The sequence below is a fragment of the Flavobacterium laiguense genome (assembly GCF_003097655.1).
Classification (GTDB): Bacteria; Bacteroidota; Bacteroidia; order Flavobacteriales; family Flavobacteriaceae; genus Flavobacterium; species Flavobacterium laiguense.
In genome coordinates, this window is record NZ_QCZH01000001.1 from 348434 (window position 1) to 371370 (window position 22937).

24 protein-coding genes are annotated in these 22937 nt (G+C 33.7%); 10 read left to right on the forward strand and 14 right to left on the reverse strand.

Features of this window, described 5'->3' with window-relative positions:
* Positions 1 to 135 precede the first annotated feature (135 nt).
* Together DB891_RS01530 and DB891_RS01535 are read left to right on the forward strand one after the other, a co-directional pair.
* Entirely contained in the window at positions 136 to 1188 is a 1053-nt protein-coding gene (locus DB891_RS01530) for a ferredoxin--NADP reductase (protein WP_116759878.1), read from the forward strand.
* 100 nt (positions 1189 to 1288) lie between these two features.
* A complete protein-coding gene (locus DB891_RS01535; protein ID WP_116759880.1) occupies positions 1289 to 1597 on the forward strand; it encodes a hypothetical protein in 309 nt (102 codons plus the stop codon).
* A 98-nt stretch (positions 1598 to 1695) separates the two neighbouring features.
* On the opposite strand, the gene DB891_RS01540 is transcribed toward DB891_RS01535, so the two are convergent.
* Positions 1696 to 2694: a glycosyltransferase family 9 protein gene (locus tag DB891_RS01540; RefSeq protein WP_116760331.1), complete on the reverse strand. Its 999-nt coding sequence runs from the start codon at positions 2692 to 2694 to the stop codon at positions 1696 to 1698.
* 45 nt (positions 2695 to 2739) lie between these two features.
* The gene (locus DB891_RS01545) at positions 2740 to 3345 is read right to left on the reverse strand and encodes a DUF4254 domain-containing protein (RefSeq protein WP_116759882.1); all 606 of its coding nucleotides are present in this window, start codon (positions 3343 to 3345) and stop codon (positions 2740 to 2742) included.
* 101 nt (positions 3346 to 3446) lie between these two features.
* Here DB891_RS01545 and upp point away from each other — a divergent pair, with 101 nt between their 5' ends.
* Positions 3447 to 4100 (forward strand): uracil phosphoribosyltransferase, encoded by a 654-nt coding sequence (gene upp, locus DB891_RS01550; RefSeq protein ID WP_116759884.1) that lies wholly within the window; start codon positions 3447 to 3449, stop codon positions 4098 to 4100.
* On the opposite strand, the gene DB891_RS01555 is transcribed toward upp, so the two are convergent.
* Complete coding sequence (locus tag DB891_RS01555) at positions 4095 to 5024, reverse strand: DUF6427 family protein (protein WP_116759886.1); 930 nt, start codon at positions 5022 to 5024, stop codon at positions 4095 to 4097. The genes upp and DB891_RS01555 overlap by 6 nt on opposite strands.
* 144 nt (positions 5025 to 5168) lie before the next feature.
* On the opposite strand from DB891_RS01555, the gene DB891_RS01560 reads away from it, so the two are divergent.
* The gene (locus tag DB891_RS01560) at positions 5169 to 5399 is read left to right on the forward strand and encodes a DUF6341 family protein (protein WP_116759888.1); all 231 of its coding nucleotides are present in this window, start codon (positions 5169 to 5171) and stop codon (positions 5397 to 5399) included.
* Between the two features lie 83 nt (positions 5400 to 5482).
* Here the strand turns inward: DB891_RS01560 and purD are convergent, their stop codons facing one another.
* Positions 5483 to 6757, reverse strand: a complete 1275-nt coding sequence (gene purD / locus DB891_RS01565) for a phosphoribosylamine--glycine ligase (protein ID WP_116760333.1) — start codon at positions 6755 to 6757, stop codon at positions 5483 to 5485.
* Between the two features lie 114 nt (positions 6758 to 6871).
* Here purD and DB891_RS01570 point away from each other — a divergent pair, with 114 nt between their 5' ends.
* The 5 genes from DB891_RS01570 to DB891_RS17690 are packed head-to-tail and all read left to right on the forward strand — an operon-like array spanning position 6872 to position 9279.
* Positions 6872 to 7153 (forward strand): type II toxin-antitoxin system RelE/ParE family toxin, encoded by a 282-nt coding sequence (locus DB891_RS01570; protein ID WP_116759890.1) that lies wholly within the window; start codon positions 6872 to 6874, stop codon positions 7151 to 7153.
* 10 nt (positions 7154 to 7163) lie between these two features.
* The gene (locus tag DB891_RS01575; RefSeq protein WP_116759892.1) at positions 7164 to 7466 is read left to right on the forward strand and encodes a HigA family addiction module antitoxin; all 303 of its coding nucleotides are present in this window, start codon (positions 7164 to 7166) and stop codon (positions 7464 to 7466) included.
* Positions 7467 to 8786, forward strand: coding sequence for a phenylacetate--CoA ligase family protein (locus tag DB891_RS01580; protein WP_116759894.1), 1320 nt, complete (start codon positions 7467 to 7469; stop codon positions 8784 to 8786). It begins immediately after the preceding gene.
* Between the two features lie 32 nt (positions 8787 to 8818).
* The gene (locus DB891_RS17685) at positions 8819 to 9061 is read left to right on the forward strand and encodes an ORF6N domain-containing protein (protein ID WP_223256021.1); all 243 of its coding nucleotides are present in this window, start codon (positions 8819 to 8821) and stop codon (positions 9059 to 9061) included.
* Between the two features lie 2 nt (positions 9062 to 9063).
* On the forward strand, positions 9064 to 9279 hold the full coding sequence (locus tag DB891_RS17690) for a hypothetical protein (protein ID WP_223256022.1): 216 nt from the start codon (positions 9064 to 9066) through the stop codon (positions 9277 to 9279).
* Between the two features lie 68 nt (positions 9280 to 9347).
* Here the strand turns inward: DB891_RS17690 and DB891_RS01590 are convergent, their stop codons facing one another.
* The 3 genes from DB891_RS01590 to DB891_RS01600 are packed head-to-tail and all read right to left on the reverse strand — an operon-like array spanning position 9348 to position 12459.
* On the reverse strand, positions 9348 to 10118 hold the full coding sequence (locus tag DB891_RS01590) for a glycosyltransferase family 2 protein (protein WP_116759896.1): 771 nt from the start codon (positions 10116 to 10118) through the stop codon (positions 9348 to 9350).
* A gap of 1 nt (position 10119) precedes the next feature.
* On the reverse strand, positions 10120 to 11472 hold the full coding sequence (locus DB891_RS01595) for an exopolysaccharide biosynthesis polyprenyl glycosylphosphotransferase (protein WP_116759898.1): 1353 nt from the start codon (positions 11470 to 11472) through the stop codon (positions 10120 to 10122).
* Between the two features lie 3 nt (positions 11473 to 11475).
* The gene (locus DB891_RS01600) at positions 11476 to 12459 is read right to left on the reverse strand and encodes a UDP-glucuronic acid decarboxylase family protein (protein WP_116759900.1); all 984 of its coding nucleotides are present in this window, start codon (positions 12457 to 12459) and stop codon (positions 11476 to 11478) included.
* A 263-nt stretch (positions 12460 to 12722) separates the two neighbouring features.
* On the opposite strand from DB891_RS01600, the gene DB891_RS01605 reads away from it, so the two are divergent.
* Complete coding sequence (locus DB891_RS01605) at positions 12723 to 13799, forward strand: glycosyltransferase (RefSeq protein ID WP_116759902.1); 1077 nt, start codon at positions 12723 to 12725, stop codon at positions 13797 to 13799.
* On the opposite strand, the gene DB891_RS01610 is transcribed toward DB891_RS01605, so the two are convergent.
* The 7 genes from DB891_RS01610 to DB891_RS01640 all read right to left on the reverse strand — a co-directional run bounded on the left by DB891_RS01610 (position 13768) and on the right by DB891_RS01640 (position 22880).
* A complete protein-coding gene (locus tag DB891_RS01610; RefSeq protein ID WP_116759904.1) occupies positions 13768 to 15072 on the reverse strand; it encodes an O-antigen ligase family protein in 1305 nt (434 codons plus the stop codon). The two genes, DB891_RS01605 and DB891_RS01610, sit on opposite strands and share 32 nt — an antisense overlap.
* Positions 15047 to 16108: a hypothetical protein gene (locus tag DB891_RS01615; RefSeq protein WP_116759906.1), complete on the reverse strand. Its 1062-nt coding sequence runs from the start codon at positions 16106 to 16108 to the stop codon at positions 15047 to 15049. The genes DB891_RS01610 and DB891_RS01615 overlap by 26 nt, the downstream gene beginning before the upstream one ends.
* 2 nt (positions 16109 to 16110) lie before the next feature.
* Positions 16111 to 17199 carry a glycosyltransferase gene (locus DB891_RS01620; protein ID WP_116759908.1) on the reverse strand — a complete coding sequence of 363 codons (1089 nt, stop codon included), beginning with the start codon at positions 17197 to 17199 and terminating at the stop codon, positions 16111 to 16113.
* A 9-nt stretch (positions 17200 to 17208) separates the two neighbouring features.
* Positions 17209 to 18552 carry an MATE family efflux transporter gene (locus DB891_RS01625; protein ID WP_223256023.1) on the reverse strand — a complete coding sequence of 448 codons (1344 nt, stop codon included), beginning with the start codon at positions 18550 to 18552 and terminating at the stop codon, positions 17209 to 17211.
* Entirely contained in the window at positions 18536 to 19525 is a 990-nt protein-coding gene (locus DB891_RS01630) for a hypothetical protein (RefSeq protein ID WP_116759910.1), read from the reverse strand. The genes DB891_RS01625 and DB891_RS01630 overlap by 17 nt, the downstream gene beginning before the upstream one ends.
* A gap of 9 nt (positions 19526 to 19534) precedes the next feature.
* The gene (locus DB891_RS01635) at positions 19535 to 21214 is read right to left on the reverse strand and encodes a DUF6909 family protein (protein ID WP_116759912.1); all 1680 of its coding nucleotides are present in this window, start codon (positions 21212 to 21214) and stop codon (positions 19535 to 19537) included.
* A 178-nt stretch (positions 21215 to 21392) separates the two neighbouring features.
* A complete protein-coding gene (locus DB891_RS01640) occupies positions 21393 to 22880 on the reverse strand; it encodes a GH3 auxin-responsive promoter family protein (protein WP_116759913.1) in 1488 nt (495 codons plus the stop codon).
* Positions 22881 to 22937: the final 57 nt, after the last annotated feature.

The window sequence follows — 22937 nt, forward strand, 5'->3', positions numbered from 1 at the left end:
GTTATTTAATTTGGTTTGGTCAGTAAGTAGATCGATGTAAGAAAACGTTACAGAAATAAATCAAAATCTAACTTGAATAGGTTCAAATTCTTTCATTCCTAAATAGTTTTATTACTTTTGCAAAAAAATATTCCTATGCCATCCTTCCTAAAATTGATTGTAAAAGAAGTAAAACGTGAAACCAAAGATGCTGTTTCTATACTTTTTAATGTTCCCGAAGAATTAAAACCCAATTATACTTTTATTGCTGGTCAATATATTAATTTACGCTTGACATTAGACAATACCGAAATTCGTCGTGCCTATTCTATTTGTTCTGCCCCTACAAGCGGGGAATTGCGAATTGCAGTGAAAGCCGTGAAAAATGGTGCTTTTTCTCAATTTGCCAATAGCAAATTAAAAGCTGGCGATGTCCTTGAAGTTGGAAAACCAGAAGGGAAATTCACTTTTGAACCCGATGCAGACCGTCAAAAAAATTACATTGCTTTTGTAGCAGGTAGCGGAATTACTCCAGTTCTATCAATCATAAAATCGGTTTTGAAAGGCGAACCAAAAAGTTCCTTTGTCCTGGTTTATGGAAACAAATCTCCAGAAGAAACCATTTTTCATCACGAATTACACGATTTACAATCACAATATGTGGGTCGTTTATTTGTGCATTACGTTTACAGTCAAGCTAATGTTGAAAATACATTGTTTGGCCGAATTGACAAATCTGCCGTAAATTTTGTATTGAATAACAAACACTCAGCATTAGATTTTGAAAAATTCTATCTGTGTGGTCCAGAAGAAATGATCAATACCGTTTCTGGCGTTTTGAAAGAAAAAAACGTAAGAGATTCGGCTATAAAATTCGAACTTTTCAAGGCTTCTTCACATGAAAACACCATTCAAGAAGCATTAGTTGGACATTCAAAAATCACCGTTATGGTGGATGATGAAGAAACGACTTTTGAAATGTCACAAAAACAAACTATTCTTGAAGCATCCTTAAAACAAGGAATTGATGCACCGTATTCTTGCCAAGGAGGTATTTGTAGCAGTTGTTTGGCTCGTGTAACTTCTGGAACAGCGCTAATGAAGAAAAACTCTATTCTTACCGATAGCGAAATTGAAGAAGGTTTAATCCTAACTTGTCAAGCACATCCAACTTCGGCTAGTTTACGAGTTGATTATGATGATGTTTAAAAAGTAGTGTTCAGTTTTTTAGTATCAGTCGCAGTTTGTAAATTTAAAACGATGCTATTGCTATTGAAATTGATTTTTGAAATTGATATTACCATTGTAGATGAAATCAACACGAGAAATTTTTAAAGGAAAAGAATATCTATTGAATGAACCCGAAGTGGCAAAACTATTGGAATACTGCGAGCAATTACAAGATGAAATCGTTGAGTTCAAATTTCAAAAAAATGATAATAAAGAGCTTGCCATGCTCGACATGCTCAAGGAAGTTATAAAAGGCTGCAACGCTATCGAAAAAGAACAAATGGAACACGACCGTTTTGGATATGAAGCACCCAATTATCAAGAAACTATTTCGAATCTAAAAAGATACATTTACGGCAGATGTAAAGATGAGAAGATTTATTTGTAGTTCGTCATTGCGAGGAACGAAGCAATCTCATATCGTATAGCTATTTCAATAATTTACAAAGCTTACTGTTAGTGTGATTGCTTCGTTCCTCGCAAAGACTATAAAACAAGATTAATTATATCCTCAACAGCAATTGTTCGCATCGCATCTTCATACCCTTCCACTTTTTTATTGCCGTAAACTGATGTTGGCAATTTTGGAAACAATTTTCTATCGGAAACCAAAGCATTTTTAAAAGGTTGATTGAAAGGAGAAAAACCGGCATACGGATGTGTTGCGCCCCAAAGAGTGATTACTTTCACCCCTAACATGGCTGCAATATGGGCATTCCCTGAATCCATAGAAAGCATCACATCCAGATTACTGATGAGTTGCAACTCTTGTGGAAACTTGATTTTTCCGGCCATATTGATGACATTCTCTTTGTTTGAACTTAGTGTATTCAAAATCTCGATTTCCTTTTTTCCGCCACCAAAAAGCAAAATGGTATTGTTTGGGTCCAATGCCAAAGTGTCTATCACTTCTTGCATTAAGTCCAGAGGATAGACCTTAGAATCGTATTGTGCAAAAGGGGCAATCCCAATTAATTTTTGTTGAGAATTGCCAATTAAATTGAGAATATCGGAATCTAAAATGGCTTTTTGAGGAAATTTTGGATTCGCTAAACTCACAGGAAAACCAACTTGTTCAAACACTTTGATATGCCTCTCGAACATGGTAGTCAAAGGTTTGAAAATTTTATTTACGGAACGGGTCAGGGCTTTTTTCTCATCTCGACCTTTATCAACCGAAGCTACTTTTTTTCCGTTTAAAGCAAAAAGTGTTCTTACGATTTTGGAACGCAAGACATTGTGCAAATCGGCGAAAGCGCCGATATCCAATGCTTTTAAATCTTGAAATAATCGGCATAGTCCCAGGAATCCTTTGTGTCTTTCTTTTTCATCGAAAGCCAAAAAAGAAAGATTGGGAATACCCTCAAAAAAAGGTTTAAAAAAAGGCCTGGAAACTACCGTGATTTTTACTTCTGGATACTGATTTACAAAAGCACGTAAAACAGGAACCGTCATGGCGACATCTCCCATTGCGGATAGTCTCATGACGGCTATATGTTTGATTTTTGGGGACAAATTTGTTGCCAAAAATTATTTTTTATTTTGATACAAAACCGGATTCAAATCATCATCGTTATACATTTTCATTTGCTTGTACACTTTCATGAATTTATCTCCATTTTCGATATCTGTCAATAAATCATCAATTGCCATTGACAAATCTGTTCTTTGTTCTAAAAGGATGTTCAATTTAGCTTGACATTTATCTCTATGGTCTTGCGAAGCTTCAGCACGAGTCGCTTCTTCATTCATGTGATAAATTTTTAGGGCCAGAATAGATAATCTGTCAAAAGCCCAAGCCGGACTTTCAGAATTGATTTTGGCATTGTCTTTTACAACAACATGGCTGTATTTTTGAAGAAAATAACCATCAATATATTCTACCATATCCGTACGTTCTTGATTGGAAGCATCGATTCTTCTTTTCAAAGTCAAAGCAGCAACAGGATCAATATTTGGATCACGAATGATGTCTTCAAAATGCCATTGCACGGTGTCAATCCAGTTTTTTAAATACAATAAATGCTCAAATTTATCTTTTGGGAAAGGATTGTTTATGGGTTGGTCAACATTATCAAATTGATGATAATCTTTTATACTTTGTTCAAATACTGAATAAGCTAATTTTGAAAACATATCTTTATGATTTTAGAAATACAAAGATACTTTTTATACTTTTATAGTGTAAAGAAAACGGCAAAAATTATCCCGACATTTCGGGATCAAATAGAGACTTCATGGAAATTCATTATTTATCAGAAAACAATAGCGTTCTAAATCATTTTTTAGGTCAAATTCGAGACATTAAAGTCCAAAATGACAGTATGCGTTTTCGCAGAAACATAGAACGCATTGGTGAGATTATGGCTTATGAAATGAGTAAATCATTGCATTACAAAGCCGTTGAAATACTGACTCCGCTTGGCATTAAAAAAACTACCGAAATTGCGGATCAATTGGTTTTATGTTCCATACTAAGAGCTGGACTGACCTTGCATCAGGGGTTTTTAAACTATTTTGACAATGCCGAGAATGGTTTTATTTCGGCCTACAGACACCATCCCAATCATGATGATTTCTTTGATATTTTAGTAGAATACCAAGCTATTGCCGATATTAATAATAAAAATGTTTTGTTGCTAGACCCTATGCTGGCTACTGGACAATCTATAGTGGCGGTTTTTAACAAATTAATAGAAAGAGGTACTCCAAAAGAAATTCATATTGCCGTGATTATTGCCGCTCCCGAAGGCATTGCGCATCTAAAGGAAAATTTGCCTGATACGTGTCATCTTTGGATTGCTTCCTTGGATGAGAAACTCAATGACAAAAGCTATATTATTCCGGGACTCGGAGATGCAGGAGATTTGGCCTATGGAAACAAATTATAATTGAGAAAAGAAAGCAAATAGACTACAGGCCAAAAGCACAAACATAACGATTTCCTCTTTTAATTTGGGTTGGGCAATTTCGATATGAGCTGTAGCCAAGATAGCCAATGGTGCAAAAGTAAAAACTAATAATTCATTGCTTTTGTTGGCCGATAAAATGAAAACGAAAATCCCGATAAAAAAAGAAGCTATTACTTTTTTATACGAAGAAAGCAATACTAAAGGTCGGCTAGATAATGTTGAAAATATTGATATTACAAAAAACAAAGCAACAGTGATATAAATGGAAAAAGCCGCATTTTGATAATTATTGGTAAAATAATCTACGCTTAAACTTATCCTGCTATTCTCTTGTAAAAAAGCAATACTATTGATGTCAAAAATCAAGCAGCAAGAAATAAACAATATCGAAACCGCAAAAAGAGCGATAAAAGGGATAACCCAGTTTCTATAATCCCTAGAAACGTGGAATATAACAGATATAAAAACTAAAAGAATATATAAAATACTCCAAAACTGAAATAATGCAGCTATAAAAATCCATAAAGATGCATCAAAAAGCTTCTCTTTTGTTTCTTTTAAAGTTTGTAAAGACACCAGTCGTCTAATGGCCAATAAAATAAAAAAATTGGCAAGAATCAGATTTGTGTTGTTGAATAAATCAGGAAAAAAAAGCAGAAACAAAAAATAAAAAAAAGCAGTGTAGGTACTGTCTTTACTCAATCCGTTGCGTTTTGAAATAAAACTGGCAAGGAAGACAGTTCCCAGTAAAAATCCAAATAATCCTACTCTTTGAAGAATTAAAATAACAGAATTTACCCAAGTCGGTTCTTGAATTTGATATAGAAAAAAGAAAACCAACATTAAAATAACCACCAAAGAAAAATTTAATGGTGTAGATTTTCTAAAAACACTTGTTATCATAAGGATATTTTATACTTTTGTGACTGTAAATATAATACTTGTTTAAAAAGGAATGGGACAAGATTAAAAAAGATTCGTTGGAAATTTATTTATTGATGTTGCCTATTCCAAAACATAAAAATAATAAAATAAAATATATAGATTATGACATCATTTTTTGAAGGAATACAATACTTATTTGTAAACATTTTATTCGCTCCCTTAGATTTTTTGCGTGCATTAGAGCTTAAATCATGGTTTGGTGCCAATACGATCAACTGGATCTTCATGATTATTTGTGCAGTTGCAATGGTATATTGGATCAAACAATTGAAATTACACAAAGAAAATGGAGAAGAGTTTCAAGATACAACTGCTCATTCTTTTTTGAAATAAGCACTTAGCTCTTGTAGCAATTAAGATAAACTTCTTAGATTTTAATTTTTCACAAAATTAAAATCTAAGAAGTTTATTTGGTTTTATATCAAATCGAATCCGATATCTTTTCTGAAATTCATTTTATCAAAATGCAATTGACTTACATTCTTGTATGATTTATCTAAAGCTTCCTGAAAATTATCCCCATAAGAAGTAATAGCCATAACTCTTCCTCCATTAGAAACCACATTGCCATTCTCTAATTTGGTTCCAGCATGAAAAACGATTGAATCTGTAACCGTTTCTAAACCTGTAATTACTTTCCCTTTTTCAAAATCTTCTGGATATCCTCCAGAAACAATCATAACCGTTGTTGCGCTTCTTTCATCAATTTCAAGGTTAAATTCGTCTAGTTTTTCATTGGCTACAGCCAAAAACAATTCGACTAAATCTGATTTTAATCTTGGGACTACAACCTCAGTTTCTGGATCACCCATTCTCACATTGTATTCAATAACAATTGGCTCGTTATTAACATTGATCAGTCCAATAAACACAAAACCTTTATATGGAATTCCGTCTTTTTGAAACCCTTCGATTGTTGGTTTTACAATACGAGTTTCTATTTTTTCCATCAACACGGCATCTACGTAAGGAACTGGAGAAACTGCTCCCATTCCACCTGTATTCAAACCCGTGTCGCCTTCACCAATACGTTTGTAATCTTTGGCTGTTGGCAAAATTTTATAGCTTTTTCCGTCTGTCAAAACAAAACAACTCAATTCTATACCGTCTAGAAATTCTTCGATTACTACTTTTGAACTTGCTGCACCAAATTTTTGATGTACCAACATGTTTCTTAATTCGTCTTGGGCTTCCGCCAAATCCTGAATAATTAAAACCCCTTTTCCAGCGGCTAAACCATCAGCTTTCAATACATACGGAGATTGCAAAGTTTCAAGAAACTGACATCCTTTTTCAACTGTTTCGGCTGTAAAACTATCGTAAGCCGCTGTTGGAATGTTGTGTTTCATCAAAAATTCTTTGGCAAACTCTTTACTTCCTTCTAATGTTGCTCCAATTTTTGAAGGTCCTATCACAGGAATATCTTTTAAATCTTGATCGTTTAAGAAAAAGTCATAAATCCCTTTTACCAAAGGATCTTCTGGCCCAACAACTACCATTTTTATATTTTCCTTAATTACCAATGCTTTTATGGCATCAAAATCGGTGGCACTAATGTCGATGTTTTTTGCAATTTGAGCAGTACCTGCATTTCCCGGTGCTACAAAAAGGGTGTCGCAAAGTGGACTTTGAATCATTTTCCACGCAAAAGCATGTTCTCTTCCTCCAGATCCTAGTAGTAAAATATTCATGGTGTAGTTTTTTAGTTGCATTTCCGTCTTTTGACAGATGGTGCAAAAATAGTTTGTTTTGCTGTGAAATAATAATTTTTTTTACTTACTTTTAACGTTAGTAACGCGAAAGATATGATAATTTCATTTGGATCAAAAGCAACCGAAAAAATTTGGAATGGAATTGTTGTTAAAAAACCCTCAATAGCAGTACAACAAATTGGTAGAAGAAAACTAAGAATACTTAACAACTCACAAGATTTGATAGATTTAAGGATTCCACCATCCAACAGATTAGAGAAATTAAGTGGTAATTTAAAGGAGTTTTACAGTATTTGGATTAACGATCAATGGCGCATCATTTTTAATTGGGAGAATGGAAATGCTTCAAATGTAGAAATTGTAGATTATCATTAAAAAAAATAAAATGGAAAAATTAAAAAACATACACCCTGGAGAAATTCTACTCGAAGAATTCCTTATCCCTTTGGAAATAACCCCATATCGTTTGTCTAAAGATTTGAAAATTCCACAAACCAGAATATCCGAAATCACAAAGGGAAACAGAAGAATTACTGCAGATACGGCAATCCGTTTGAGTCAATATTTTGGAAATTCAGCTAAGTTTTGGCTTGGATTGCAAGATGATTATGATATTGAAGAAGAACGGGAAAACAAAGGGGAAGAACTGCAATCTATCAAACGTTTTAATAATCAAAAAGTGGCATAGATGATTAAACTATTCGACCTAACACTCCAAATAAACGGTTTCCCTATGCGGGAAGCCAAAGCTGAGTTGCAAAAAATTCTTGCCATTCCAGAGGAAGAATATGGTCGTTTTATAGAAAAACAAAAAATGGAAATCGTCCATTTTCATTTAAATAACAATCCTTTTTACAAAGAGCTTGTTGGTGAAAACTCTCTTAAAAACTGGTCAGACTTGCCAATTTTGACTAAGGAAAACCTGCAGAAACCTTTGAATGAAAGACTTTCAATGGGCTATACTTCCAAAAATAGTTACGTCAATAAAACTTCTGGCTCTAGTGGTCATCCCTTTATATTTGTGAAAGACAAATTTTGTCATGCTTTGACTTGGGCATCTTATATGTATCGTTTTGGTTGGTACGGAATTGATTTTAATAGTTCCTATCAAGCTCGTTTTTATGGCATTCCGCTAGATTTTATTGGAAACAAAAAAGAACGGTTCAAGGATTTTTTGAGTCATCGCTATCGGTTTTCGATATTCAATTTATCAGACGAAGTTTTGGAAAGTTTTTTAAAGGATTTTAAATCTAAAAAATTTGATTACATAAATGGCTACACCTCTTCCATAGTTTTGTTTGCAAAATTTTTACAGCAAAAAAATATCATTTTAAAAGAAATTTGCCCTACTCTAAAAGTATGTATGGTTACCTCCGAAATGCTTTTTGAAGAAGATAAACTACTGTTGGAGAAGCAATTTGGCATCCCTATTGTCAATGAATACGGAGCATCAGAATTGGATTTGATAGCTTTTCAAAATCCAGGCAGCCAATGGCAAGTCAACTCGGAAACTCTATTTCTAGAAATTTTGGACGAAAATAATCAGACTGTACCAAACGGAATTTCGGGGCGAGTTGTAATCACTTCCCTCTACAACAAAGCGCATCCTTTTATTCGTTACGACATTGGCGACATTGGAGTTTTGGATGAAAAAAGCACTTTGAAAAAACCCATTCTCAAACAATTAATTGGCAGAACCAATGATGTCGCCATTTTACCCAGTGGTAAAAAATCGCCCGGATTAACCTTTTATTATGTGACCAAAAGTATCATCGAAGACGATGAAAACGTAAAAGAGTTTATCATTAAACAAACCAAAACAGACACTTTCGAAGTAGAATATGTGAGTGAAACCGAATTGACATTGGCACAAATCAATAAAATTGAGGAAGCAATTACTTTGTACTTGGAACCTAATTTATACTTTACTTTTAGTCGAAAAATAACCTTAGAACGAAGCATTCGAGGAAAATTGAAACAGTTCACTTCGTTTTTGTTATGTAATTAAATTCGTACATTAGTTGTTTAAATTAAAAAGCGATGAATGACCAATCTTTACTTTCAGAAGAAACTATTTCTAACAAAATCTACGTTATTCGCAATCAAAAAGTGATGCTAGATAGTGATTTGTCTTTGCTTTATGGAGTTGAAACCAAAAGACTAAACGAACAAGTAAAAAGGAATGAATTAAGATTTCCTTTGGATTTTATGTTTCAACTCACTGAAATTGAATTTCAGAACTTGAAGTCGCAAATTGCGACATCAAGTTGGGTGGAACAATAAAATTGCCTTTTGCATTCACTGAACACGGTGTTTTAACGTTGTCAAATGTGCTAAAAAGTGACAAAGCCATTCAAACGAATATCCAGATTATGCGCATTTTTACAAAAGTGAGACAAATGCTTTTGGACACCACCGAAATAAAAATAGACATCCTTCAGATTCAAAAAAAATTGGAAAACTATGATAAAAATATCAAATTGGTTTTTTCTTATGACTGAGAAGAAAGAAAACGAAGGTGAAAGGATCAAAATTGGATATAAAAAATAGACTCAAGAACTAAACTGTTTCAAATCTTCTTTATATAACGCGGTTTTATCATCAATTGGGTCAATAAAAATCCAATCATAATGAACAGGGAAGTAACATAATTAAAGCCATGAAAACTCCTATAAACGGCAAAATTATGTTTCAATAAATCAACCTTTGAGGCCGATAATGAATTATTCCTAATGCGATAAATAGCCAAACTTTCTGGAACTGGTTTTGCTTTTTTTATTTTTTTGAGAATCGTAAGCCATACCATCCAATCCTGTCGTTTTCGAGTCGAGGAAATTGCAATTTTTCCAAAATACTTTACTTCATAAATCCCCGTAAGATTGCCTACATAATTGCAAAAGAACAATTGACGATACGAGAGATCTCTAGGTGCTTCTACCCTTTTGTTTAATTTATTTCCTTCTTCATCAATACAATCATAGAAACAGAATGTAAAAGGAATTTTGTTTTCTTTTAAAAATTGAAGTTGTTTTTCGAGTTTTAAAGGTTTCCACAAATCATCGGCGTCCAAAAAAGCAATATAGTCTCCTTTTGCTTTTGATAAAGCTACATCTCTGGCAATTCCTGTACCTGAATTTTCATCTAATCGAAAAAGATGAATTCGACCATCGTCATTAATAAATTGTTCAATAATGGAGACCGTATGATCTTTAGAGCAATCATCTACAATAATCATTTCCCAATTTATATAGGTTTGATTTTGTACAGACACAATCGTTTCAGCAATGAATTTCTCAGAGTTGAAAGACGGTATGATTATAGATACCAGATTTTCTTGCATGTCAATACGCTTTTATATCACCCTTTATAATATTATAAATGGTGTTGAAAATGATTTTTAAATCCATCAACAGAGACCATTTTTCGATATAAAAAATATCATATCGCACTCTATTTATAATGTCTTTGTCGTTTTCAACCTCTCCTCGAAATCCTTTGGTCTGAGCCAAACCTGTTATTCCTGGTTTTATAAAATGACGCACCATAAAATTATCAATCCGTTCAGCATACATATTGGTGTGGCTAATCATATGCGGTCTAGGGCCCACTACAGACATATCCCCCCATAAAACATTAAAAAACTGAGGCAGCTCATCTATGCTTGTTTTTCTAATATATCTACCAATTTTTGTTATTCGGGCATCATTTTTAGAAACTTGATTGATATTCGCTTCATCATTGAGTTCCATCGATCTGAATTTGAAACAATTGAACTCCCTATTGTTTAAACCATTTCTCTTTTGTATAAAAAATAATGGCCCATTTGAATCCAATTTAATGATAATTGCTAAAATCGGGGTCAACCAAGATAATAGCCCAACTATCATTAGGATTGAAAAAACTATATCAAATAGACGCTTTATAATTTTATGCAAGGTTTCATCCAAAGAAATCGTTCTTTGTGCAATTATGGGAATATAATCGTAATATTCGAAGGTGGTGTTCAAAGAAAGGAGTTGTTTTTCGTCTGGAATGAATTTGAGTGTTTTAAAGTTATTGTCAGCAAAAAAGATAAAATCATCAATTTGCTTACTGGTCAAATCGTTCATAGAACAATAAACTTCATCTATTTTATTTTCTAAAATAAACGAAAAAATCTCCTGTAGCTGTTCGGTTTTATGATGATCCAAATCAAACACTTTTATCAATTTATACCCATAATCTGGGTTTTCTTCAAAAAAATGCTGCAACGGGTTTATACTTTTACGCTTCCCTATCAGAGCAACTGTCCTAAAATTACCCCCAAATAAAATTCTGTATTTCTTTAGAAAAAAATAAATAAATAGTTTGAATACCAGAATTATTAAAACCGATATCGTTGTAAATAAAACAATTGTATTAAAACTGTCCCTCTCAGGATAAAAATGTACAAGTGCCAAGCAAAAAACAATAAAAGCAATGGTTTGCTTCAAAGTACAATTCAAAATAGCAATTACTTTAGTGTACCTATAGACTTCATAAAAACCTAAATTGGCGGCAATAATAAACCAAGCACAACTGATAAATAAGAAATAATAATCCTGAAAAACAGGTATACCCGAAAAATACGCAGTCAAAACATTGATAATTACCAAGTCTAGTATGCGTGAAAAAGGTCTAATATAACCCGAATATCTTCCTGTTTTAGTTTTCACTACCTAATTGATATACTTAGAAAAATCTTTATGTTCCTCTTTCGATAACTCTTCTTTGGATAGCGATTTGAAATAATCATAAGTGATTTTCATTCCTTCGGCTCGGTTTACTTTGGCTTCCCAACCCAGTAATTCTTTAGCTTTGGTAGTATCTGGTTGACGTTGCAAAGGATCATTTATAGGCAACGGATGATAAACCACTTTTTGATTGGTTCCCGTTAATTTTATAATTTCCTCAGCAAAATCTTTGATGGTGATTTCATCGGGATTACCAATGTTTACCGGATACACATAATCCGAATGCAATAATCTAAAAATTCCTTCTACTTGATCATCTACATAACAAAAAGAACGGGTTTGCATTCCGTCTCCAAAAATCGTTAAATCTTCTCCACGAATGGCTTGTCCAATAAAAGCGGGAATAACACGACCATCATTGAGACGCATTCTCGGCCCATACGTATTGAAAATTCGAACAATTCTAGTTTCTACCGCATGAAAAGTATGATATGCCATCGTGATCGATTCTTGAAAACGCTTGGCTTCGTCATATACTCCTCTTGGTCCAATGGTATTTACGTTTCCATAGTATTCCTCCGTTTGCGGATGAACTAGTGGATCTCCATACACCTCGGATGTAGATGCAATCAAAATTCTTGCTTTTTTTACCCTAGCCAAACCTAATAAATTGTGCGTTCCCAAAGAACCCACTTTTAAGGTTTGAATTGGAATTTTAAGATAATCAATTGGACTTGCAGGCGAAGCAAAATGCAAAATATAATCTAACTCTCCGGGAACATGAACAAACTTGGTAATATCATGATGATAAAATTCAAAATGTTCTAACTTGAATAAATGTTCTATATTTTTTAAATCACCAGTAATGAGATTATCCATTCCTATTACATGATAACCTTCTTTGATAAAACGATCGCATAAATGAGATCCTAAAAATCCTGCTGCTCCAGTGATGAGTATTCTTTTCATAGTTACTATATACTACTATAATTGTTTTTTGTAATACGCACAAATGTACTAAAATATTTTACCTTTAAATTACACGATAAATGATTAACGGATGCCCTTTTCCATTTGTTGAAAGATAATTTCCTTCTAATATTGTTCTTGTTTTAAAAACAAGGCTAATTCCCTATACTTTTTGAAAGAAATTTGTAGAGAAATCCAGGTTCAAAAAAATAATAGTACTTAATCAACTTTACTCTATTTTTGTTGCACTAAAACCATCTATTTTGAAAGTTGTTCATGTGATCGAAGCATTAGGGGGAGGCGTTTATACGTATTTCAAAGACTTGTCCCACTATTTTGGAGATGATAAAATAGCAAAAGACATTTCTACAACCATTATTTATAGTGGAAATCGAAAAGAAATAGATCCTGAAAAAATTGAATCCGATTTTTCAAAGGGGGTATCGCTGATAAAAATAGATATGGTTCGCGAATTTTCACCTATTCAAGATTTTAAATCCATTCTTCATTTACGAAAAGAACTTCAGAAACTGAATCCAGACGTCATTCATCTTCACTCTTCAAAGGCTGGTGTTTTGGGTAGAATTGCTTGTTTTTTATTATTCAGAAGCAAAAAAATATTTTATACACCACATGGTTATTCTTTTCTAAGAACAGACATTTCAAATTTGACCAAGAACTTCTATTGGACAATAGAAAAAAGTTTTCAGCAGCTATTTGGCGGTATTACAATTGCCTGTGGAGATACGGAATATGAAATAGCCCAAAAAATAGGGAAATCATATTTGATCCGAAACGGCATCAATATTGAAGAGATTCATCAACTCCAAATAAAATCCACAAATCAAGTATTGACTATTGGTATCGTAGCCCGAATAACCTCTGCCAGAAACCCAAAACTATTCAATTCGATCGCATTGCGCTTTCCTAACTTTAATTTTGTATGGATAGGAGATGGCGAATTAAATTCAATGTTAACTGCTCCAAATATAAGAATTACAGGTTGGTCCATGGACAGAAAAGATGCGCTGAAAGAGCTTAATGCTATAGATATTTACATCCAAACCTCTCTTTGGGAAGGCTTGCCTATCGCTGTTTTGGAAGCTATGGCCTTGAAAAAACCAGTTTTGGCAACCAATGTTATTGGTAATAAAGATATTGTTGTCCCCAACGAAACTGGCTTTCTTTTTGACGATATTGATGAACTTTCCCTTTATTTTGAACAATTAAAAGAGGATAAAATCCGAAGTCTTTTTGGTGATAATGCCTTAAAAAGATGTTATGATTTATTTGATAAAAACAAAAACTTTAAAGCCCTTGCTGAACTTTATCAACACTAATTTTTTGTTGTAACCAATAACTAGCAAAAATAGAAAACCACAATCCGCTGAAAGCGATACCATCAAAACGCAATAAAAAATCATCGGTAAGATTGGACGTGAAGAAAAGAACGAAGAAAGATATTATTAAAGCGTTCTTTAAACTAAAACCCAAGTAGCTAATTGTAAAAATATAAATCAACACCACCAAAGGACCTAATATTCCAAATTTTATTAGAAAATCTAAAAACTGATTGTGGGTTGGGAATTCATATTTTGCCAAAAAATGTTGGTTCGTTTCTTTAAAATATTTGACTAATTCCGGTTTTCCATCCGAAGCACCGACGCCAAAAAGAAGGTTTTCTTGGGCCAGTTCCCAACCCGATTTCCAAATAGAAACTCGAGTTACAAGGGAATTAAACACTTTGGCTTCTGGATGCTCAATTTCATCGAGTTTGCCCACTTTATCCATGTAAGCAAAAGTAACCGAAGAATATTTCTCCTTCATATACGGGTTGTTTTGAACAAAAAAGAAAAGCACTCCGCCCAATACAACCATTAAAATAGCCAAAGTTCCAACCACTTTCTTGAAATTGTATTTTCGAATCACTTCGCCAAAAAACACCAATGAAAATCCAATCAATGCATTCAATAAAGCCATTCTGGTATTCACAAAAAGAACAAAGAAAAAGGAAAGGACAAATACGATACTGCTAGCTATTTTAAGAACCCATTTTTCAGGCAACCGAAAAGCCTCAAAAACAAAAAAAAGACTGCAAATAGACACAAAAGCCAAATGCATGTTTAAGGCCGGTGCATGAATCCCAATACTGTTTGAAAATTCATATCCCATTTCCCATAAGTCGTTTCCGTTTAAATATTTATCGACCAATTCAGGATAGTAAATGATAAATCGGATGAAGAAAAAAAGCAGGATAACCGTAGTAGCTATACTATACAATCGGAGGGTTTTTAAAAACTGAATCCTCTCATAATTCCCTAGAATAAATACCGGAAAAATAAGAAGCGAACTGTATTTTTCTAATGATTTTAGGCCTTTAGCAAAAGAGTCATTGTTCCAAAACATGATAATTTCCAATAGCAAAGGAGATGCAATAAGCGCTATTAAAATCAAGGATTGCCTAGAATAGCTGAACTTTTTTATAAAAAATAAATTGAAGACTGCAAACAGTATGATCAACAGTGTACAAGGTTTTCTAAAAATCATTGCAATAGCAAGTAATACAAGAAAGCCGTTGACTATTTTGCTAAAGTTTTTTTCTGAAATGTTCATAGTATAATGCATAATAAATTAGAGGGAAAACGCCTATTTTATGTCGAACAGCCGACCCTAAATCGGGTTCGAAAACGCCTTGAACAATAAAAAAAGCAAACAAAATAAGTAAAACCCAAAGTTCATTTTTATGTTTTTCTCTCGCTGCAATACATTTGGAAAACCGAACAAGGAGGATGTAAAATAAAAAAAGTTGCCAGATAACAAATACCAAGATTTGAGGTGAAAAAATATACTTGAATCCGTTGAGCGGAACATTCACCGAGAAAAACCCATAAACAATACCAATCGTTTCTCCATACCAAGTATCTGGTTTTATCGGAGATATAATGATTGAATTGGCGTCAACACCACTTAATCTAACGCTATTGACCACTTCTCTACTGACTTCCGAGAAATAATGCCCTAATACAACTCCATAACTTAACGACAAAAATATAGCGATAAGTAATCCGTAAAAGATAGTAGTTAGTGTCTTATTATTAAAATTAACTAATGTCACTCCATACATCACAACCGCAATAATGGGAATCAGAAAAAAATAAGGGCGGTACAAAACACCAAATACAGTCAGTAAAAATAATGATGAAAAAAGGGCTTTTCGAAAAGAAACCTTCTCATTTAAAAATAAAAAAACGATTTGGGAAACAAACAAATACGTAATAAATTCTTTGGAAGGCATTGACATAAAAATAGCCATCATCAGGATTCCTAGATAAACGAGTATGTTTTTTATGTTTATTTTTTCAAAGTCAGCAGGGATTCCGATTTTATACAGCACATACATCAGAATAGGAAATTGTATCAATCCAACGATAGAAAACGGCAAATAACGCAACCCTGTTATTTTGTAAAACAATATAGTTAGCGGATAACTCCCAAAAAAACCTATTTCATTGCCTTTGTCTAGTGCTATGACCACAGCATCATAAAAAAAACGTTTTGGCAATACATAGCATGCAAGAACTGCAACAAACAAATTGAGTATCAATAATACAATAAAAGTGGCTGTACTTCTTTTAATCAAAATTTGCATAATTATACTATTGTTTGGTACAAATGTAGGTGTTTGTCAACCATAATCTGAATGTCATATTGTTCCGCTCTTTTTAAACAAGATGTTACAATTTCTTGGTAATAGACTTCGTCTGTCAGTAATCGTTCGATTTTATTGGCTAAATCCCTAGCATCACCCTGCTTAAATAAAACACCTGCACCTCCAACAATTTCCTGCAATCCCGGCACATCCGAAGCTATGAATGGTTTTCCAGAAGCCATTCCTTCAATACTGGACAAAGACAGACCTTCGTATTTTGAAGATAAAACGACCACATCAGCCGTCTTCAATAATTGGGAAACATCCATCCTTAGTCCTAAAAACAGCACTCGTTTTTCTACGTTTAGGGTATGTGCTAACACTTTGCATTCCTCTTGCAATTTCCCCTCTCCTACCAATACTAATTTAACATCTTCTGATAAATAGTGTAATGCTTTTATTAGCGTCATTTGGTCTTTGGGTTCCTTAAAAGAGGCTACTTGAATGAGTGTTTTTATATTCGAATCACTATTTGGGAAAAACTCCTGTAGGTCTTTAGTACCACTATTCTTGAATTTTTCGAGTGATACCCCATTGTGTAAGATTTCGATTTTTGAACTTGGTAGTCCTGTATGCTCTTTAACAACATCACATACTTTTTCTGAAATACAAATTATCGTATCATACTGTCTATAAAAAAATGGGTCTATATATTTAAAGAGCCTACTTCTAGTTCTTCTGCTAGAAGTACTGTGCTCGGTATAAATCAATTTAATTTTAGAAAAAGACAACAACTTTGCCAAGACAACCCAATATTGCGAGGGAAATAAATGTACATGGGCTATGTCATATTTTTTCAAAAAAGGAATTAACTTAAAAACCTGTATCGGATTATATTCTGAATTTAAACCCAAGGAATAAATCGAACAACAACCTTTTTCTTCTAATGCTTGCATAAAAGGACTTGGAGTGCCGTTCAACACCAATAAGTCAACGTCAATTCCTCTTTCTCTATAAATAGGAATCGTGTCCAAAAGCAATTTCTCGGCCCCTCCAGAGGCTAAACTATTTATGATATGTATTACTTTCATTCTTGAATTCTAGTTCAAAAAAACATTTACTTTATCCTTTCTATAAATTACAACAGCAGTAATACTATTCCAAAAAACAGAACTGATAACAAATGCAGTTGCGGCTCCAGTCATGCCATATTGGGGTATTAACACTCTATTCAGAATAAAATTAATAAGTACCGCAACAATCAAAATGATTTGAAAAATATGCTGTCTCCCCGTCATATTCAAATAAACGGGAGCCGTTCCAAAAGCGGAGCAAATTCCCTGACCGACAATTAAAATCAGCAAGGCATCCTTAGCAGCTACATACTCTTTTCCGAAAAAACCCAAAATAAACTCTGAAAAAAAACAAATGATAAGTACTGCTGGAAAAGTCAATAGAAATATCAACCGAGAGGCGTGCTGGATTGTTTTGACCAAATCGGTTTTGCTTTTGGTGAAAAAATATTCTGAAATTTTGGTAGAAACCGTAATGTTCACCGTAATGATTACCATAGAAAGGATGGTCATCAATTTTACCGCCACCGAATAAAAAGCAACAGTTGCATCATCTCTATATTTTTTTAAAAAAAGAATATCAAAACTCATTAATAAAAACAAAGCCATCCCGCTAATAGCGATAGGATATGATTTCATGAATATATCATTATAAGTGAAATCTGCAACCTCATTTTCAATTTTAGCTTTACTGAAATAAAAGAAAACAATAATACTTGTTACAATCGAAAGAAGAACAAAACCTGCCAAAAAGACCTCAACTAAATAGGTTTCTAAACCAGAATAATAAAGCAAAACTGCCCCAACAATCAGTGGTATATATTTAATGGTATTCCTAAAAAGTTCAGCTACATAAAAATGATCCAATGCGCGAAAAACTTCTGTATTCAAGGTCGTTAACCCATAAAAAAACAACACCATTATTGATTTTAAAAGAATAGCGTAAACCCTCGAATCAAAGAAATAATCATTTATAAATTCTTCGTCGATACTCAAAAATATCAAAAGAAATAAAACGGACATCAACAGTAGCAGTCCTAACATTTTGGTATATACTTTCCTGATTCCTTCCAAAGAATTTGAACCGCTTAGTCTTCCTTTGAAATACAATATGGACTGGTCACAGCCTAACAAACAAATACTTCCGACTACCAGAAGAAATGAACGAACAAAATCATATTGTCCAACAATTTTTGGAGAATACGATTTGGTTAGAAATACAGTGAATCCAAATAATGTTATTATACCAAAAACCCTAAAAATCAAAGTAATCAAGCTTTGCCGAAAAAAAGAATTTTTTCTGATTTTCAATGATTGATCCCTAATTTTCTTTAACATATTTCGTTCTCCATACTCATTCCAAGTTTGCATTTGCTTTGAGAGATTGTTTTTTATAAAAAGAAATAAAAAAGCTAAAGAATATAAAAAGACCAACAAACACTAATGGTAAAATAAAAATGAATCTCCCTTTAATGGTCTTATTCCCTTTTATGTTCAAAACCATTCCTTGCTCTTTAATAGTTTTTCCGGTGTTGTATTGTTCGATTTTTAATTTGTCTATTTCACCTGATAAAGAATCTTTAGTTCTAATAATCGCATCCAAATTCAAATTTTCATTATAATAAACCAGTTTTTCATTATTTGAATGGTTCCCATTAGCTTCTGAAAATTGATTTAAAATTCCATCAATTTGAAGAATTGTCGCTTCTTTACTTTTTATATTATTTTGGATATTCTGAGAATTGATTTTTTTGAATGCATCATAATACAAACTTGTATTCAAAAAATTTAATATTGGGTCAATTGTGTTTTTTTGTACTATTATACCATTAGCATTTATCTTAATAGTATGAAAATTATAATATTTCCTTAAAGTTGTATCCTTAACAATAGTCTTTAAACCCTCATTTTCATTCATCAATTCCAATAATTGAAACTCCTTATCCTCTTCATTTATAAGGTCATTCACATTTACAATAGGTTCTACAGCAATAGAAGCAATTTGTAACGGATTTTGAATCCCAATTGATTTTAAAAACAACGTATCTTGTACTGCTATTTTAGAAGCTAAAAAATCAATTTTAGAGTATAGATAATTCGTCGATTTAAAATTGGGTGAAACAATAATTCGATTGTCATACCCATTTTGAGTGGTATCCAAATACTTTCCAACCCCAACCCCAAGAACGACCAAAACAGCCACAACAATGACCTTTTTCACAAAAAAGCGAATCATTTTAAACAACAAAGTATTCATCCATTCGAAGAAATCCCCTATTCTGCTAAAAACCATCAGCAGATCTATTTCTGGATTCTCTGGATTACTTTCTCTTTTTGCACTCATGCCGTCTTCTTATTTTATATTGAAAATTTGTTCTAATATTTTAATGGTAATCAAATAGGTAGGTTTTACTCCTGTGGTTCCCAACCCACCCGAAGCCAACGTACTTCCTGTTTCTAATGGATTATCTGAAGCATAATAGGCATAACGCACTTTGATATCGTGAGGAACACTTTTTCTGATTTTAGAGGCCGATTGAATGGCTTTTTGGTAATACGATCCTTCCATCTCCAGACCAATAATACCCCAAGTCGATTCATGGAAGAACTTCAACAAGTCTCTATTTTGCAACGATGTTCCCAAAACCGTAACCATCGGTCCTGCAAAAACGGCTATGTCATTGCCTTCAAACATGGCTGCAGTCAATTGATTTTCGAAAAAATAATTATCTGCCGTTCCCTCATTGATATGGGCATTCGGAATCATGATGTCTCCTTTTCCTCCCTCTAGAATTCCTGCTTTTCCCATAATAGAAACCGATTCAACTCGAAGCAAGGTTTCCTTCTTATACGGTTTCAATAACTCATCAATCGTTTCATAAGCCTGTTCTCCAAAGGCATAATCCATAACAATAAGAACGGGTTTCTCCTCCACAAGATTTGCTGTTGGAAAAGAAGTCTTAGTCCAATCTATTTTGGCAGTATCAAAAATTTGTACATCGATATTGGTTCCGGACGTATCGGGTAAGGCAATCATTCCTTGTTTCAATGCAACGGCTTCCACTAGATTGCGAACTTCATGCGCACCCGACTTGCTCAACTCTTCGTAGATAAAGAAATCGGATTTGTCTTTGAACTTCGTTTTCAAAATGGGAGTCGCAAAAATAGAATTCATCACCGAGTGCATATTCGCACTAATCACGTGAATGGGTCTATCCAAAAGTTCGTTCGCTTTCAAAACTTCCTTGATGTTGGTTGCCCAAATCTCGCCATGAATATGATGCCCCAAACGCTCTCTTAGAATAGGACTGAATGTAATGGTTCGTTTATTATTGTCAACAACTTCCTCTATTGCTAGTTTCCCCAACCAATAAATCACGTGCAAAAAGCGGTCAGGTGCTGATTCGGTTCCAAAGGAATCGTAAATATCCAAAACTTCCTCGAAGGTTCTCCCTAGAATATTGGCAGCATGAGAAATGGCCTTTTCTTTTTCAATCAGAGTTAGTTTTTTACTTTGAGATACTGCCAGTTCCAATTTTACCCAATCACGGGATACTTCGCCAGCATCGTCCAGTAAAACCCTGTTTTTAATTTTATGTGATTCGATGAAAATAAAAGTCAAATGGGTCAGGATATCATAAATGTCTGATCGCCCTCGAGTGATTTCCACATTCATTTGTTCTTCGTCAATTCGATAGCAATTGCGGCGTCTTTTTGGTGGAACTATCGCTTTAAAATGCGATTTGGAATACCCTTCATCCGAGGTTAAATTAATAAAACGACACTCCTCGATTCCTGTCGGTAACCGTTCTATAACATATAAAAGACCGTTTAACTCAACTTTTTCCTCGGCTATATTTCCATAAATTTCAGGTCTTAAGGCCAATAAAGCCTCTCTTAAGGTATCACCGGAAATTCCCATGGGTTTATAAAATCCTCTATTAAAAAGATGGCGCATCGTGATGTACATTTTTTCAATGGCTGCCGATGATTCTTGTGCTCTGGATCTGGATATGTTTTTAGTCTCTTTCATATATGTAAAATTTTATTTGTCAGCGGTCATATATGGTGTCGCCTTTTTATTTATCGGTGTTTATCTCACAATATTTTATTTTCATCAGTGTTCGATGATTATTCAATTGTTTGCGCAAACAACTTTTTAGTGGCGATTTCATATTTTTATAACTTTATAACGCTCAAATGTATTGTTTTTATTTTTGTTTTAAAACAGCTACAATACTCCTATCATTAGATAATCTTGGAATTTTATTTTGTCCTCCCAATTTCCCTATAGATCTCATGTAGTCTTGAAAACCGTTTTTGGTCACTTTGGTAATGACCAGTTTTTTCAAAACATGCCCTACTATCAAATCATCATAATACATGTTTTGTTTGCGCATGGCATTGTCTAGCGCTTCCGCAAAAGTGTCGCTGTTCTCTGGTTCATTTTCAAATTCGATAAACCATTCATGATAAGGCAGTCCTTCGGTAGGTGTGATTTGTGGGGCTACGGTAAATTCATTTACTCGCACCGTTGTTCCTATCATGGCTTCCTGCAAAGCGCATTCGACTTCTTTCCCAATAACATGTTCCCCAAAAGCCGAAATGTAATGTTTAATACGTCCCGAAACAATAACACGATACGGTTTCAAAGAGGTAAACTGAACGGTATCTCCAATATTATACCCCCAAAGTCCCGCATTGGTCGAAATAATTAAAACATAGTTCACTCCCAAGTCTACTTCGCCTATGGTATGTCGTTTTGGATTTTCGGTATAAAATTCTTCGCTCTTTATAAATTCGTAAAAAATTCCAGCATTCAGCAATAATAACATTCCCTTTTCTTTTTGAGAATCCTGGTAGGCAAAAAAACCTTCAGAAGCGGGAAATAATTCGATACTATCTACTTTTCGACCTATTAAATTTTCGAATTTAGCACGATAAGGTTCATAATTGACGCCACCATAAATAAACAAATTGAAGTTCTTGAAAATCTCCCCAACAGGCTTTCCGGCTCTTTGCTGCAGTTTTTCAAAATACATTTGCACCCAAGACGGAATTCCCGAAATCACGGTCATATCCTCATTTATGGTTTCATTGACAATGGCGTTCACTTTGGTTTCCCAATCTTCAATGCAATTGGTTTCCCAAGAAGGCAGTCGGTTTTTTTGCAGATATTTAGGAACAAAATGTGCCACAATTCCAGACAAACGACCTAGTTTTATTCCGTTTTTTTCTTCCAGAATAGGGCTTCCTTGCAAGAAAATCATTTTACCATTTACAAAATCGGCTTTTTTGGTTTCGTGTATATAAAGTAAAATCGCATTTCGGGCCGCTTCAATATGATACGGCATCGATTCTTTGGTCAACGGAATGTATTTCGCACCCGAAGTCGTTCCCGAAGTTTTGGCAAAATAAAGTGGTTTGCCTTTCCAAAGTATATTCTCCTCCCCTTTTACAACTCTATCCACATAGGGTTTTAAGTCTTCGTAATCGCGAACTGGAACTAGCTTTGCAAAATCTTCATAAGTCTTTATCTCTTCAAAATGATGGTCTTTTCCAAATTGAGTCTGTTTTGCGTCTTGTATTAAATTCAAGAAAACAGTTTTTTGGGTTTCTATAGGAGTATTGGCCCAAGCCTGTGTCTTTTTATAAATTTTTTGTGCAAATAGTTTTGCTGCAACCGATTTTAGTGACATTGTATTGGACTTTATTTTAAAATTGTAATGTTATTTTTTAAATTCCGAAAACTATCC

Excerpts from the sequence above, each read along its gene's own strand:
- DB891_RS01530 (WP_116759878.1), top strand. The coding sequence starts at position 136 with ATGCCATCCTTCCTAAAATTGATTGTAAAAGAAGTAAAACGTGAAACC.
- DB891_RS01535 (WP_116759880.1), top strand. The coding sequence starts at position 1,289 with ATGAAATCAACACGAGAAATTTTTAAAGGAAAAGAATATCTATTGAAT.
- DB891_RS01540 (WP_116760331.1), bottom strand. The coding sequence starts at position 2,694 with ATGAGACTATCCGCAATGGGAGATGTCGCCATGACGGTTCCTGTTTTA.
- DB891_RS01545 (WP_116759882.1), bottom strand. The coding sequence starts at position 3,345 with ATGTTTTCAAAATTAGCTTATTCAGTATTTGAACAAAGTATAAAAGAT.
- upp (WP_116759884.1), top strand. The coding sequence starts at position 3,447 with ATGGAAATTCATTATTTATCAGAAAACAATAGCGTTCTAAATCATTTT.
- DB891_RS01555 (WP_116759886.1), bottom strand. The coding sequence starts at position 5,024 with ATGATAACAAGTGTTTTTAGAAAATCTACACCATTAAATTTTTCTTTG.
- DB891_RS01560 (WP_116759888.1), top strand. The coding sequence starts at position 5,169 with ATGACATCATTTTTTGAAGGAATACAATACTTATTTGTAAACATTTTA.
- purD (WP_116760333.1), bottom strand. The coding sequence starts at position 6,757 with ATGAATATTTTACTACTAGGATCTGGAGGAAGAGAACATGCTTTTGCG.
- DB891_RS01570 (WP_116759890.1), top strand. The coding sequence starts at position 6,872 with ATGATAATTTCATTTGGATCAAAAGCAACCGAAAAAATTTGGAATGGA.
- DB891_RS01575 (WP_116759892.1), top strand. The coding sequence starts at position 7,164 with ATGGAAAAATTAAAAAACATACACCCTGGAGAAATTCTACTCGAAGAA.
- DB891_RS01580 (WP_116759894.1), top strand. The coding sequence starts at position 7,467 with ATGATTAAACTATTCGACCTAACACTCCAAATAAACGGTTTCCCTATG.
- DB891_RS17685 (WP_223256021.1), top strand. The coding sequence starts at position 8,819 with ATGAATGACCAATCTTTACTTTCAGAAGAAACTATTTCTAACAAAATC.
- DB891_RS01590 (WP_116759896.1), bottom strand. The coding sequence starts at position 10,118 with ATGCAAGAAAATCTGGTATCTATAATCATACCGTCTTTCAACTCTGAG.
- DB891_RS01600 (WP_116759900.1), bottom strand. The coding sequence starts at position 12,459 with ATGAAAAGAATACTCATCACTGGAGCAGCAGGATTTTTAGGATCTCAT.
- DB891_RS01610 (WP_116759904.1), bottom strand. The coding sequence starts at position 15,072 with ATGAACATTTCAGAAAAAAACTTTAGCAAAATAGTCAACGGCTTTCTT.
- DB891_RS01615 (WP_116759906.1), bottom strand. The coding sequence starts at position 16,108 with ATGCAAATTTTGATTAAAAGAAGTACAGCCACTTTTATTGTATTATTG.
- DB891_RS01620 (WP_116759908.1), bottom strand. The coding sequence starts at position 17,199 with ATGAAAGTAATACATATCATAAATAGTTTAGCCTCTGGAGGGGCCGAG.
- DB891_RS01625 (WP_223256023.1), bottom strand. The coding sequence starts at position 18,552 with ATGCAAACTTGGAATGAGTATGGAGAACGAAATATGTTAAAGAAAATT.
- DB891_RS01630 (WP_116759910.1), bottom strand. The coding sequence starts at position 19,525 with ATGAGTGCAAAAAGAGAAAGTAATCCAGAGAATCCAGAAATAGATCTG.
- DB891_RS01635 (WP_116759912.1), bottom strand. The coding sequence starts at position 21,214 with ATGAAAGAGACTAAAAACATATCCAGATCCAGAGCACAAGAATCATCG.
- DB891_RS01640 (WP_116759913.1), bottom strand. The coding sequence starts at position 22,880 with ATGTCACTAAAATCGGTTGCAGCAAAACTATTTGCACAAAAAATTTAT.